Below are 13,500 nucleotides of genomic sequence, written 5' to 3'. Positions count from 1 at the left end.
TGGCACCGGTCTCTCGGCTGCGCGCTCGGCAGGATTCGAACCTGCAACCTCTTGATCCGTAGTCAAGTGCTCTATCCGTTAAGCTACGAGCGCTCGGCTTCCCGGCGGTCTTTCTTGCCGGTCGGCGTTGCGGGAACAACATTACATGAACTGCGCCGTGAGACGAAATCCATTGCCGCAACCCCTCTTGACCTGCGGAAACACTGAGGAAACCGCACGGAAGCCCTACGGGACACGGCAGCCCCGCGGAAACGTCCTACGGGACACGGCAGCCCCGCGGAAACATGGAGCGGGAACACGGAAAAGCCCCGGCCGTCGGATCGACGGCCGGGGCTCCCGGCTGCGGAGGCGGAGGGATTTGAACCCTCGATGGGCTTTAAGACCCAAACCGCATTAGCAGTGCGGCGCCATAGACCGGACTAGGCGACGCCTCCAGCACACCCGCGCGTACGCGGATGTTGCGTGCAGATGATGACACAGCCCTGGGGCTCGCCACCAATCGCACTCTACGGTACCGGGCCCGACGGCCCCCGGGCAAAGCGGTTCCGGGCGCGCAACGCACGGCGCATCCGGGCGTTAGAGGGGTGAGGATGCGGCCGGTCCGCCGGGCCGCACCACCCCGCGACCCACGGAGTTCCCGCATGCCGCTCCACCGCCCCCGTTCTCGGCCTCGTCCTTCCGGCCGCCTCGGCAACCGGCGCGCCGACCGGCCCGTCGGCCGTCCCGCCCTGGCGGCGGCCGTGCTCGTACCGCTGCTGCTCCCCTTGATCGGCGCCTCGCCCGCCACCGCCCGCCCGCTGCCGATCCCGCCGGGACCCGGGGAGGCGCCGGCCACGGGAGCGCCGCTGCCGGGGGTGGGCGGCGGGTCCACGCCCGCGCCGGGGAACGCGTCGGGAAGCATGTCGGGGAGCGCGCCGGGGAACGCGTCGGCGGGCATCCAGGGGCGCACGCCGGAGGACCGGCTCACTGTCGTGATCTTCGACAGCGGACGCCACGACGGCCGGTACGAGCTGCGCTGCCACCCGACGTTCGGCACCGTCCCCGATCCGCAGGGCGCGTGCGACCAGCTCGACGGGCAGACGCGCTGGGACCGCGACCTCTTCGCACCGGTGCCGACCGACGCGCAGTGCACGATGATCTACGGCGGCCCGGAGCGGGCGCATGTGAGCGGGACATGGGCCGGGCGCCCGGTCGACACGGACTTCAGCCGGGTGAACGGGTGCGAAATGGCGCGCTGGAACCGGTTCTCCCGCCTCCTGGGCGAACCCGCGCACCCGTCGGAGGGGTGACCGGGCTTCCTTGTCCGGATCGGCCCGACTCTGTCCCGCTTCGGGATTTTTCCGACTGCCCACGACCGTTGACGACCACTTCCGTCGTCACCGGCCGTCACTCCGCCCCTCACCGGCCTCCGACCTCGGCTCTCTGCGGAACCATTCCTTCCGCCCAACCCCCCGGACGACACACCGCCCTTCCCTGACGCCGCACGGCAGGGGTCGCCGCACCCCTCGACCGCCGTCGCGCCGGACTCCACAGCCCGTAGACTTCCCCCCAGCAACACGCCGCAGGGGCGGCGGAACTCCCCCAGCCGTCGCTGGGGGTGCCCCCCGTCCCGCGGGTCGCACCGTGCGGTAACAGGGAGGAAGCGTCGCAGTGAGCAGCAGGCCATCCCGAGGCGCTGCTCGCCTCGCAGCCATACTCGACGCCCTGCCCGACGCGCTGTTGCTCGTCAACTGCAACGGCACGGTCGTCAACGCCAATCACATCGCGCTGGAGACGTTCGAGGTGCCCGGCACCGGGCTGGTCGGACGCGGTCTGCTCGACCTGCTGCCGGCGTTCGACTCGCGCCGCATCCCCGGCTCGATGCGGCTGCCCGAGGACCGGACGAACGGTGGGCGCACCAAGCCGACGCGCATGATCGCCCGGCGGACCGACGGCACCCAGTTCCCCGTCGAGGTGACCAGCGCCAACCTTCCCGACAGCCGCACCCCGTACGCAGAACAGGGCCCGTACACCGGCGACGAGCTGCTGATGCTCGTCGTCCGCGATCTGACCGGCACGATCGACACCGAGGCCGAACTCGCCCGCCAGCAGCGCCAGACGGAGATGATCCTGCGCGCGGCGGCCGAGGGCGTGGTCGGCGTGGACACGGCGGGGAAGGTCGTCCTCGTCAACCCCTCCGCCGCGCAGATCCTCGGCTACCGCGCCAGCGACCTGGGCGGACGCGAACTCCACCCGCTGATCCACCACTCGCGCGCGGACGGCACGCCGTTCCCGTTCGAGGAATCGCCGATCGCCGACACGCTGCGTTCCGGTCGCAAACACCGGGTGCGGGGACAGGTGCTGTGGGCGAAGGACGGGCGCGCGGTGGCCGTCGATCTGACGACGGCGCCGGTGCGTGACGGCGACCAGCTGGTCGGCGCGGTGATGACGTTCACCGACCGCCGTCCGTACGACGCGCTGGCCGCACGGCACGCGCAGTTGGTGGCTGTGCTCGATGGCTCGCTGCACGGGCCGCTGGAGCGGCTGCGCGGCGAGCTCGGCACGCTGGCCGCCGATCCGGCCGGGCAGTTGTGGCCCGAGGCCAACCAGATCCTGCACCACCTCGCCGCCGGTTACGGGCGGATGGCCCGGCTGGTCGAGAGCGTGCTCGCCTACCAGCGGCTGGAGGCGGGCGAGGGGCGGCTGGAGCGGGTCGCGACCGCCCTGGACGAGGTCGTGGCCGCCGGCGTCGAGGGCGCCGTCGAGCTGATCGGTCCCGGCCGTGCGCAGTTCGCGGTGCACGCGCCGGCCATAGAGGCCGAGATCGACGCGGAGTGGTTCGCCCGGGCGCTCACCCATCTGATCGCGGACGTCGCGGGCGTGGACGCGACGGGCGAGGCCGCCGCCGGCACGGCGCCGTCCGGCGACTCGACGATCGTCGTCGCGGCCGCGAAGCGGGACACGGCCGTCCGGATCGAGGTGCGCGGCCCGCACCCCGGCGGCGACCCGGTCCACGGACCCATCGTGCGCGGCATCGTCCAGCGGCACGGCGGCGTCCTCCAGACCCACGACGTGCCGGGCAGCGGGGGCGGGAAGGCGTACGTCTTGGAGGTGCCGGTCTCGGCGGAGGCCGGGCCCGTCTCCCCGTCCGACCGGCCGGACTCGCCGCCGAGCATCGGCAGCGGGACGACGATCATGCCGATGCCGGGGCAGCGGTCGGGGTCGGGATCCGGGTCGGAGTCGGGATCGGTAGAGACGGCCGTGGCTCGGGGGACGGTTGGGGCCGGCGGTGCTAGCGGGGTGGCCGCGGATCCGGGGGTTGGGACGGCCGGGGGCTCTGTGACTGGTGCTGCGTCTGGCACTTCGGGCGCTTCCGGCACTTCTGCCGCCTCTGCTGCTCTTTCTGGCGCTTCTGGTGCTCTTTCTGGTGCTTCTGGTGCTTCTGGTGTCTCTGCGGGAGTTGGCGGGGGTGAGGGCTCCGCAGGTTCCGCGGGTCCTGGTGGGTCTCGTGGTCCTGGGGCTTCCGGTGGTGTTGCCGGGGGTGAGGGCTCTCAAGCGTCGCGGGGGCCTGGGGGTTCCGGAGGTGCGGTAGGGCCGGCGGGTGCCGCCGGGGTGGCGGTTCCTGCCGCGGGTGCCGGGGGCTCCGGGGCTGCCAGGGGCGCCGATGACGCCGGGCCGGCCGGAGGTACGCCTCCCGGTGGTCCGGCCGTCTCGCATGTGCCGAACGCCGCGGTGCGCCCGGTTGGAGCACCTCTTCAGAACCAGGCGGCGCAGCCGAACCAGCCGGCTCCTCGGCCGCAGGCTTCCCCTTCGCCCCATCCGTCACCGCATCTGTCGCACCCGGTCGCCGGAGCGCATCCGGCGTACCCGGTTCCGCAGGCACGGCAAGGTAGTTCGTCTTCCGGGGACGCTCCCGGCACGGGTGCCTCCGGCGCCGCGCAGCCCGCTGTTCCGAACGCCGCGGTGCCTCTCGGCCCCACGCCGTCCGCCGTCGACGGTCCGGGGGGCGCGGCGCAGCACCCCGGTTCCGTACCCGGCGCACCCGTGCCCGCCCAGCCGACCGGACGCCGGCGCGGTCCGGCACGCCCCGACGAGGAGGAGGCGGCCGGCGCCGAGCGGGTCCGGGCCAACCGCCACGGCCGCGGCCCCGACCCCGCGGCGCCGGGCACCGGGCTCGTACCGCCGCAGGTGGCCGCGCCCGCGCAGCCGACCGGGCGCAGGGCCCGGCGGGAGGCCGCCGCGGCCGAACCGGCGGAGGCCATGGGCGCGGACACCCGGCGCACGGCCTTCGCGCTGCCGCCCGCCGAGGCGGACCGCGGACCCGACTCGGCCGCCGAGGCCGTCGCCGCGCCCACCGGGCGTCGTGCCCGGCGCGCTCTCGCCGAGGCGCCCGAGCGGCCGATCCCGGGCCAGGCCGACGCCGAACCCGACGTTCCGCGCGCCGCGTTCGCTCTGCCGCCGGCCGAAGCCGACCGCAAGCCGGCCCCCGGCGCGGGTGCCGAACCCGTCCAGGGGCGGCCGGTACCGGCGCAGGGCGGACCGCTCGGCGGCGGGGCCGCTGAGGGCGGACCGATGGATCCGGCGGTGCTTGGGCACGGCGGATCCGGGCACGGCGGATCCGGGCAGGGAAGTGCCGTGCATGGCGGATCCGGGCATGGCGGTCCCGGGCGCGAAGGCGGCGACCGCGGCGTTTCCGGTCACGGCCACGGGGTCGACGGTGTCGGCGGCGGCGTAGGCGGCGGTGTCGGCAGTGGCGTGGGCGACGGCGCGGGCAACGGCGCGGCGGCCGGGCCTGACGGCTCTGTGCCGCTGCCGGCCGGGCAGCCGGGCGCGCCCGTCGCCGCGCGGCCTGTGGGCGCCGCCGGGCCGATGAGCCCCGCCGGGCCGATGGGCGCCGCCGGGCCGATGGGCGCCGCCGGGCCGATGGGTGCCGCCGGGCCGATGGGTGCCGCAGGGCCGATGAGCCCCGCCCGGCCCGTCGGGCCCGCCGCTCCGCCCGCCGCGTCGGGGCACTCCGGCCCGGTCGAGGCCGGTCAGGCCGGTGCGGATCGGGCCAGTGCGGAGCAGGCCGGTATGAAGCAGGCCGGTATGGACCAGGCCGGTATCGGCCAGCCCAGTGCGGGCCGGCCCGGCGTGGGCCTCGCGGGTGCGGGCGGTACCGGAGTCGGGCCCGTCGGTCAGACCACGCCCGCCGATCAGACCGGCCAGTCCGGACACCCCGCCCACGTCGGGCATGCCGGGCACACCGACCACGTCGGTCACGTTGGCCATGCCGGAGGTCCTGAGCGCGCCGGCCTTGCCGATGCCGGGCAGCCCGAAGCGGGCCGGACGGCCATCCCCGTCGGCCCCGGCGGCCACCACAGCCCCGTCGGCCCCACAGGTTCCGACACTCCCCTCGGCCCCGGCAGTCCCGAGGGAGCGGCCGGGCAGCCCGGTTCGCCGGTGCCGCCGTCCGCCACGCCCGGGATCGCCGGTCCCGCCACGCCGGCCGGGCAGGACGTCCCCCATGCCGTCGCGGATCCGGACGGTTCGGCCGGCGTGCCGCCCACCGGGCGCCGGCGTGCGCGCCGGGCGCTCGCCGAGGAACCGGGCGCGTCGGCGCTGCCGGGCTCCGGTGACGTCGCCCGGGCGATCAGCGTGCGCACGCTCGGGCAGGGCGCGCCCTACGCCCAGCAGGGCGGGGAGACTCCGCCCGGCGGCACCCCGAGCGCGTCGGCCGGTTCCGGGCGGCGGCGCAAACTGGGCAACCCTGCCGAGAACGCCGGTGAGCGGGGCGCGCAGGCGCCCGTCGCCGCCCCGCGCCCCGGCCCCATGGGCGGTCCGCTCGGGCCCGGCCCCGGCACCGACCGCCCCGGTCCGCTCGGCGCCCGGCCGCCCGCCGCCGCGCCGGAAGGCCGTGCCTTCGCCATAGGGGCGCCGGACGAGGGCGCCGAGGGCCCGGAGCCGCTGGACGGCCCCAACGGCGCCGTCGAGATCAACCCCGGCGAGCCCGTTCCGCCGCCGGTGGACGACGAGTTGCCGCCCGAGCCGCTCGACAACCCGCGCCGCCTCCTCGTCTGGCCGGCCCCGGACACGTCCACCCGGCAGGCCCTGACCGAGCGCGGCTACCGGCCGGTGATCGTGCACTCGCGCGAGGAGGTCGACGCGCAGATGGCGGCCTACCCGGCCGCGCTGTTCGTCGATCCGCTCACCGGTCCGATCACCCGCACCGCCCTCCAGGCGCTGCGTCAGGCGGCGGTGGCGGCCGGGGTTCCGGTGCTGGTCACCGCCGGTCTCGGACAGGCCACGCGGGAGGCGGCCTACGGTGCCGACCCGGCCGTCCTCCTCAAGGCGCTGGCGCCGCGCGACAGCGAGATGCACCCGGCCCGGGTGCTGCTCGTCGAGGAGCACGAGCCGATCGCCAACGCCCTCACCGCGACGCTGGAGCGGCGCGGCGTCCAGGTGGCCTGTGCCGCCACGGACGCGGAGGCCGTGGCGCTGGCCCAGCAGATCCGTCCCAACCTGGTGGTGATGGACCTCATGCAGGTGCGCCGCCGCCGGGCCGGAATCCTGGACTGGCTGCGGGCGCAGGGGCTCCTGAACCGGACGCCCCTGGTCGTCTACACCTCGGCCGGGATCGACCCGGCCCAACTCCCCCGGCTGGCCTCCGGCGAGACGGTTCTCTTCCTCGCCGAGCGTTCGACCAGCGCCGAGGTGCAGAGCCGGATCGTGGACCTCCTCACGAAGATCGGCACCAACCCGGGGTGAGGCGCGCGGCCTTCAGCTCACGATGCGCCGCGCGGCGGCCCGTACCGAGGCGCGGAGGCGGGCGCGGTCCTCGTCCGTGTCACCGGTCAGGACGCGGCGCATCTGCGGCTGCACGGTGGACCAGGAGACCAGGGCGATCAGCATGAACAGCAGGTCGGCGGGCGGGATCTCGGAGCTGATGACGCCCTTGCGCTGGGCCTCGGCGAAGACGGCGACCTTGCGGTCGTAGTGCCGTTTGCGCTCGTCCTCGTGCGGGAAGGTGTCGGTGCCGTACTCCAGACCCTCCCAGTAGATCAGGCGGATCAGCTCGGGGTGGGCGGCGTGGTAGTCCATCAGGCGGTCGATCCAGGTGTCGACCTCCTCGGCGTCCACGGGGACTTCGGCGGCGAGCTGGGTCAGCCGGGCCTCCAAGACCTGTGAGAACAGTTCCGCCTTGTTGCCGAAATAGGCGTAGATGAGCTGTTTGTTGGCCTTGGCCTCGCGGGCGATGCGGTCCACCCGGGCGCCGGCGATGCCGTGCGCGGCGAACTCGGCGGTGGCCGCCTCGAAGATACGGGCCTTGGTGGCCTCGGGGTCCCTTACTCCTGCCATGCCACCCAGAGTAACCAACTAATTGGTTGACAAGGGTGGGGCACTGTCGGGAATATCTTCAACCAACCAGTTGGTTGCTAGCGCGCGACGCGATGTCCTACCGAAAGTGGGGAGCACCTCCCGCGATGACCGCCACACCCGCCACATCCGCCACGACCTCCCAGCCCACGTCGGCTCCGGCCGCCACCACCGCCCTCACTTCTCTCCCCGGCGCCGGCGGGAAAGGCCCGCGGACCGGCCTCCTCCTGACCGTCATCTCCGTATGTACGGCCATCACGGCCGCGAACATCTACCTGGCGACCCCGCTCCTCGGTCTGATCGCCAAGGACTTCGGCGTCCCCTCCTCCTCCGTGGGCTGGGTGGCGTCGGTCGGCCAACTCGGTTACGCCGTCGGCCTGCTGCTGTTCGCCCCGCTCGGCGACACCGCCGACCGGCGACGGCTGGTGTGGATGCTCTCCACCGTGGCGGCCGTGGCGGTCGCGGCGGCGGGGCTGATGCGCGGTACGCCCGCGCTGGCGGCGGCCGTCCTCGTGGCGTGCGCGGCCACGGTCGTCCCGCAGCTGCTCGTCCCCCTGGTCGCCGAGCGAGCGCCGGCCGAACGCCGGGGCCGGCACGTCGGGGCCGTGGTGACCGGCCTGTTCGCGGGCAGCGTCGCGGCCCGGGTGCTCGGCGGCCTGGCCGGCCAGGCGTACGGCTGGCGGCCGGTCTTCTTCGGCGCGGCCGTGCTCACCCTGGCCATCGGCGTGCTGACGGCGGCCGTGCTCCCGCCCGAGACGCGTCCCATCCGGCGGTCCCACCCGCTCCGGGTCATCGCCGGGCTGCCCGGCCTGATGGTCTCCTCGCCGGCCCTGCGGGCGGCGTGCGTCCGGCAGGCCGGCGTGTTCGGCACCTGGAGCGCGCTGTGGACGACGCTCGTCCTGCTGCTGACGGACGAGCACGGCGCGTACGCCATGTCCACGGCGACGGCCGGCCTGTTCGGCCTCTTCGGCCTCACCTCGGCCGCGGCCTCGCCCCTCGCGGGCACCCTGATCGACCGCTTCGGCACCCACCGGGTGATGGCCACGGGCTACGCGGCGGCGGTCGTCTCCCTTCCCCTCTTCTGGCTCGGCGGCGAGCACCTGTGGGCGCTGTGCGCCGGCGCGATCCTGCTGCACGCCGGTTTCACGGCCGGCCAGGTGGCCAACCAGACCCGCGCCCTGGGCGCCACCTCGACGCCTTCCGCGGCCAACACCGCCTACGTCGTCTGCTCGTTCGCGAGCGGCGCGATCACGTCGGCGCTCGCCGGCCCGGCGTTCGGGCACTGGGGCTGGGACGGCGTGTGCGTGATCGCCGCGGTGTGCGCGGTGGCGGGCTGGGTCGGCGGGGCGTTGGTGGCGCGGGAGCGCTGACGGCGGTCCGGCGTGGGGCGCCGACAGCGGTCGGGCGTGGTGGCGCTGACAGCGGTCGGGGGCCGGACGCTGACGGCGGTCGGGCGGGAGCGCTGACGGCAGGGGGGCGGGGGACACCGAACCGGCTGTTGCCTACCGGTGGCTCGGCCGGACGCCCCGGCCTGCGGAAGCGTTTCCGCGCAGTGGCCCGGCCAGGCACCGCAGCCTGCGGAAGCGTTCCCGTGCGGGTGGCCCGACGGGACGCCCCCGGCCCGTGGAAGCGGCCCCGCACAGAGGCCCGACCAGGCACCGCGACCTCGCGGAAACAGCCCCGCTCAGTGGCCCGACCAGACACCCCGCCCCGCGGAAGCACCCCCGTGCGGGAGGCCCGACAGGACGCCCCGGCCCGTGGAAGCGGCCCCGCACAGAGACCCGACCAGGCACCGCGACCTCGCAGAAACTGCCCCACACAGAGACCCGACCCGACGGTACGCGGCGAAGCAGGGTCGTTACCGCTGCTGCGGATAGCGGCGATCAGGATCGGTCGCGCATCCTGACCACCGCCGTCACCGGCCCGGCAAGGCGCCGCCGCCCCCGGACGGGGGCGATCCGGGCCACCGCCGAGACACTGGTCGCGAGCCGCCCGGGACAAGACACCGACGGGTCCCCCTCCAGGCCCCTCCCTGGGAACCCCGGGAACCCGACAGCGGCATCCGCTCACTCCCCCGCCCGCACCGGCGGCAGTACCGTCACCTCCAGCTCCCCCTCCGCGTACTGCCGCCGCAGCGCCTTCTTGTCGAACTTCCCCACCGTCGTCTTCGGCACGGCCGGAACCCGCACCCACCGTTCCGGAAGCTGCCAGCGCGCCACCCGCTCCCCGAGGAACGCGCGCAGGGCCTCGTACTCCGCCGAGTGACCGTCGCGCAGCACCACCACCGCGAGCGGCCGTTCGCCCCACTTCTCGTCGGGGACGGCCACGACGGCCGCCTCGGCGACCTCCGGGTGGGCCATGAGGTGGTTCTCCAACTCGACGGAGGAGATCCACTCGCCGCCCGACTTGATGACGTCCTTCACGCGGTCGGTGAGGGTCAGGTAGCCGTCGGGAGTGATCGTTCCGACGTCGCCGGTGCGCAGCCAGCCGTCGGGGCTGAACTTGTCCTCGGGACGAGTCGGTTCGCCGTCCGCGCCCCCGTGGTACGCCCCGGCGATGTAGGCCCCGCGGATCTCCAGTTCGCCGGCCGACGTGCCGTCCCACGGCAGGAAGCCGCCGTCCGGACCGGCGAGCCGCGCCTCGACCGAGGCGGGGAGACGGCCCTGGGTGACGCGGTACGGCCACTCCTCCTCGGGGGTGAGGCCGGCCGGCGGGTGGGCGATCGAGCCGAGGGGCGACGTCTCCGTCATCCCCCACGCCTGCACCACCCGCAACCCGTGCCGCTCCTCGAACGCCTTCATCAGGGACGGCGGACAGGGCGCGCCACCGCTGATCACCGCCCCCAGGGACGACGTGTCACGCGGGCGGGCGTCGAGTTCGGCCAGCAGGCCCTGCCATATGGTCGGCACCCCGGCGGTCAGGGTCGGCCGCTCGCGTTCGATCATCTCGGCGAGCGGTGCGGGCTGGAGGAACCGGTCGGGCAGCAGCAGCGACGTACCCGCCATGAAGGCGGCGTGCGGCAACCCCCAAGCGTTCACATGGAACATCGGGACGACCGGAAGACAGATCTCCCCCTGCTTCAGCCCGAACGTCGCCGCCGAGTTGATCTCCATCGAGTGCAGGTAGAGCGACCGGTGGCTGTAGACCACGCCCTTGGGGTCGCCCGTCGTCCCGGAGGTGTAGCAGAGCGCGGCGGCCCGGCGTTCGTCCAGTTCGGGCCAGGGGTAGGCGTCGGCGGTCTGCGCGGCGAGGAGTTCCTCGTAGTCGTGCACGCGGGCGTGGCAGTCCGCCAGGACGGAGCGGTCGCCGGGGCCGGAGACGATCACGTGCTCGACGCAGTCGAGCTTCGGCAGGAGCGGCGCCAGCAGGGGCAGTAGCGAACCGTCGACGATCACCACGCGGTCGGCCGCGTGCCGGACGATCCAGGCCAGCTGCTCGGGGGGCAGCCGCAGGTTGAGCGTGTGCAGCACGGCGCCCATGGCGGGGATCGCGAAGTACGCCTCGACGTGCTCGGCGTTGTTCCACATCAGCGTCCCGACGACGTCGTCCTCGGCGACGCCCAGTCCCCGCAGCGCGTGCGCGAGCCGCGTCGCCCGCGCCCCGGCCTCCGCGAAGCTCCGCCGGCGCGGTGTGCCGTCCCCTGTCCAGGTCGTGATCTGCGCCCGCCCGTGGATCACGGTCCCGTGGACCAGTATCCGAGTGACGGTCAGCGGTACGTCCTGCATCGTGCTCTGCACCAGGGGCCTCCCCATTTCGCCTGTTTCGCACCTGTGGCGGCCGGTTGGGCCGCCACGCGAAGGTCGTCAGGTCGTTCCCGGGTGATTCTGGTGGCGTTTCCGGTGGTACGTCACTACCTCGGCGGGGCTTGATCTTCCGCTTTGGTCTTCTGCTTCGTCCCCTGCTGCTTCGTCCCCCGCTGCTTCGTCTTCCAGGGCGGCGGTGGCGCGCGCCACGGACGCGGAGCGCGTACCGCCGCGGCCCGTCACGCCGCCCGGGCCAGCTCCGGGTCCTCCCGCAGTTTCCCCAGGGCGCGCGAGACGGCGCTCTTGACCGTGCCGATCGAGACGCCGAGCAGCTCGGCGGTCTGCGCCTCGGTGAGGTCCTCGTAGTACCTGAGGACGACCATGGCCCGCTGCCGGTCGGGGAGCCGGTGCACCGCGCGCCACATCGCGTCGCGCAGCGCCTGCGCCTCCGCCGGGTCCGCGGTGGGCGGCGCCTCGCGCTCGGGGAGCTCCTCGCAGGGGTACTCGTCGACCTTCCGCTTGCGCCACTGCGAGGTGCGCGTGTTCACCAGCGCGCGCCGGACGTAACCGTCGAGCGCCCGGTGGTCCTCTATCCGCTCCCAGGCCAGGTAGGTCTTGGTCAGCGCGGTCTGCAGCAGGTCCTCCGCGTCGCAGGGGTTCGCGGTCAGCGAGCGGGCGGTGCGCTGGAGCACCGGACCGCGTGCCCGTACGTACGACGAGAACGACGGGTACACGGCAGTGGACGCACTGGGGCACACGGTCGTGGTCATGCCTCAACGCTAGGAGCGCCCCTGTACCCGGCGGATCGGCCGTAGGTGCCGAAGACCGCTCCCTCTCAGGTCGTACGGGTGAGGCTGCCCCCACCTCCTGGAGGGGTAGGCGCCGCGACGTCGGTATCGGTCCGGCCTCTCCGCGCCGACCGGCGTCGGGTCCGGTCCCGCCCCCGGCTCGGTCAGCCTCGGGCCCGGTCCCGCCCCGCCGGTTCGCCCGGCGCCGGTATCGGTGGGGCGCCCGGGCCACGACAGCGGTACCGGTCCGGCCTCTGAGCCCCGGTGTCCGGACCGGTCCGGCTCCCAGGGCCCCGGTATCCGTACCGCCGGTCCGGCTCCCAGGCACTCACCGCCGGCATTGGTCCGGCACCAAGCCCCCACGCCGGACACCATGTCCCCACGCCGGTCGCCAAGCCCCCGCGCCGGTATCGTTCCGGTCCCCACCCCCCACGTCGGTATCGGTCCGGCTCCCACCCCCGGCGTCACCCGATGACGGCCACCGGAGCGTCGACGAGGTCACGGTCGATGGTCAGCTTCCGGCCCCCGTGGGTCTCCGAGACCTCTCCCGCGTACTGGTGGATGCGCCGGTGGGGCTGCCAGGCGCTCTTGGAGAGGGTACGTTCGTTGGCCGTCGAAGCGGCGACGCGCCAGCGCGCGAACCACATCACCGACGGCAGCGACTTGACGCCGGCGCGCCGGGCCCGCTCCATGTGCCGGATGCCGGACTCCGCGCTGCTGTAGAAGCCGGAGACGTAGCCGTGCCGGGCGACCGTACTGCTCCACGACCGGACGAACGCCAGCGTGACCGCGGCGCAGTCCTCGTCCTTGTCGTTGTACGCCTCCATGTCGAGGTAGATCGGGCTGCCCGGCAGGATGCCGAGCTGCCGCGCCTTCTCCACCGCCTCGACGGCCTCCTCGGCCCCCTGGTCCTCCGGCTCGTCGCCGATGGGGATGGCCCGCTTGGTCTCCGAGCGGACGCAGGGCGACTGCGAGCCGACGTACAGCGGAAGCACGCGCCAGCCCAGGTCGCGGGCGCCGGTGAGCCACGCGTGGCTGAGCCACCGCTGGCGGGGGCAGGCCCGCCCGTCACCGGCGAAGTAGACGCCGACGCCCCGGTACGGGGAGGTCTTCCACGCCCGCAGGGTGACCAGCGAGGGGGCCTGGCAGGTGTCGAACGCCCGGCCCCGGAACACGGCGCGGGCCTTGGCCATCGGCGCGTTCGCGTCGGCCGCCGTGGCGGGCGCGTAGCCGGCCGGGAGCTGGGCCACGCCCGCCATCAGGGCGACGAGATATCCGATGATCCTTCTTCGTGCGTCCATACGGCGAAGTCAAGGTCCAGGATCCCATGGGCCTTCGCTGACACGCCCTCGATTCATCCGTCTGGCCCGAAAGGCAGCCCGGACGTGGGAACTCCGGCTCCAGGGTGACGAACCGGTCGTTTCGGTAGGCCCCTTCGCCGATCCGGCACCATCCCACCGGCACTCCGACGCCGCTCCACCGGTGCCCCGACGCCACTCCGCCACCGCTCCGGCGCCACTCCGCCGCCGCTGTGGGCGAGCGGCCGCGCGACGGGCATGGGGGCGCCCTCGCGCGGCCGTTCGACCTTTTTCCTGACCCTGACCCTGTGCCCGGTCCTGTACCCGGCCCTGTTC

At 74.3% G+C, this 13,500-nt stretch carries 7 protein-coding genes and 2 tRNA genes; 3 read left to right on the top strand and 6 right to left on the bottom strand.

Translation table 11 applies throughout. The features are described from left to right. Window positions 1-20: 20 nt before the first annotated feature. Together J7W19_RS16900 and J7W19_RS16895 are read right to left on the bottom strand one after the other, a co-directional pair. Window positions 21-93, bottom strand: a tRNA-Arg gene (locus tag J7W19_RS16900). 250 nt (window positions 94-343) lie between these two features. Then, window positions 344-434 (bottom strand) — tRNA-Ser (locus J7W19_RS16895). A 207-nt stretch (window positions 435-641) separates the two neighbouring features. Between J7W19_RS16895 and J7W19_RS16890 the strand changes: the two genes are divergently transcribed. Next, window positions 642-1,289 carry an SSI family serine proteinase inhibitor gene (locus J7W19_RS16890; protein WP_004943110.1) on the top strand — a complete coding sequence of 216 codons (648 nt, stop codon included), beginning with the start codon at window positions 642-644 and terminating at the stop codon, window positions 1,287-1,289. Window positions 1,290-1,650: 361 nt separating this feature from the next. After that, complete coding sequence (locus J7W19_RS16885) at window positions 1,651-6,726, top strand: PAS domain-containing protein (RefSeq protein WP_078587938.1); 5,076 nt, start codon at window positions 1,651-1,653, stop codon at window positions 6,724-6,726. Window positions 6,727-6,738: 12 nt separating this feature from the next. Here the strand turns inward: J7W19_RS16885 and J7W19_RS16880 are convergent, their stop codons facing one another. Then, entirely contained in the window at window positions 6,739-7,317 is a 579-nt protein-coding gene (locus tag J7W19_RS16880) for a TetR/AcrR family transcriptional regulator (protein WP_004943106.1), read from the bottom strand. A 125-nt stretch (window positions 7,318-7,442) separates the two neighbouring features. On the opposite strand from J7W19_RS16880, the gene J7W19_RS16875 reads away from it, so the two are divergent. After that, complete coding sequence (locus J7W19_RS16875) at window positions 7,443-8,705, top strand: MFS transporter (RefSeq protein ID WP_004943104.1); 1,263 nt, start codon at window positions 7,443-7,445, stop codon at window positions 8,703-8,705. A gap of 696 nt (window positions 8,706-9,401) precedes the next feature. On the opposite strand, the gene J7W19_RS16870 is transcribed toward J7W19_RS16875, so the two are convergent. The 3 genes from J7W19_RS16870 to J7W19_RS16860 form a co-directional block, all read right to left on the bottom strand. Beyond that, window positions 9,402-11,072, bottom strand: a complete 1,671-nt coding sequence (locus tag J7W19_RS16870; RefSeq protein ID WP_004943103.1) for a long-chain fatty acid--CoA ligase — start codon at window positions 11,070-11,072, stop codon at window positions 9,402-9,404. Window positions 11,073-11,317: 245 nt separating this feature from the next. Next, on the bottom strand, window positions 11,318-11,848 hold the full coding sequence (locus J7W19_RS16865) for a SigE family RNA polymerase sigma factor (RefSeq protein ID WP_040889306.1): 531 nt from the start codon (window positions 11,846-11,848) through the stop codon (window positions 11,318-11,320). 482 nt (window positions 11,849-12,330) lie between these two features. Continuing rightward, window positions 12,331-13,167, bottom strand: coding sequence for a DUF1906 domain-containing protein (locus J7W19_RS16860; protein ID WP_051072559.1), 837 nt, complete (start codon window positions 13,165-13,167; stop codon window positions 12,331-12,333). Between the last annotated feature and the right edge of the window lie 333 nt (window positions 13,168-13,500).

Origin of the sequence: Streptomyces mobaraensis NBRC 13819 = DSM 40847 (genome assembly GCF_017916255.1) — a bacterium.
GTDB lineage: Bacteria > Actinomycetota > Actinomycetes > Streptomycetales > Streptomycetaceae > Streptomyces > Streptomyces mobaraensis.
The sequence above is the reverse complement of the archived record's forward strand: the minus strand, read 5'-3'. Positions and strand labels throughout refer to the sequence as shown.

Bases quoted from the DNA above. Each gene is read 5' to 3' on its own strand.
- J7W19_RS16890 (WP_004943110.1), top strand. From the start codon at position 642: ATGCCGCTCCACCGCCCCCGTTCTCGGCCTCGTCCTTCCGGCCGCCTC.
- J7W19_RS16880 (WP_004943106.1), bottom strand. From the start codon at position 7,317: ATGGCAGGAGTAAGGGACCCCGAGGCCACCAAGGCCCGTATCTTCGAG.
- J7W19_RS16875 (WP_004943104.1), top strand. From the start codon at position 7,443: ATGACCGCCACACCCGCCACATCCGCCACGACCTCCCAGCCCACGTCG.
- J7W19_RS16865 (WP_040889306.1), bottom strand. From the start codon at position 11,848: ATGACCACGACCGTGTGCCCCAGTGCGTCCACTGCCGTGTACCCGTCG.
- J7W19_RS16860 (WP_051072559.1), bottom strand. From the start codon at position 13,167: ATGGACGCACGAAGAAGGATCATCGGATATCTCGTCGCCCTGATGGCG.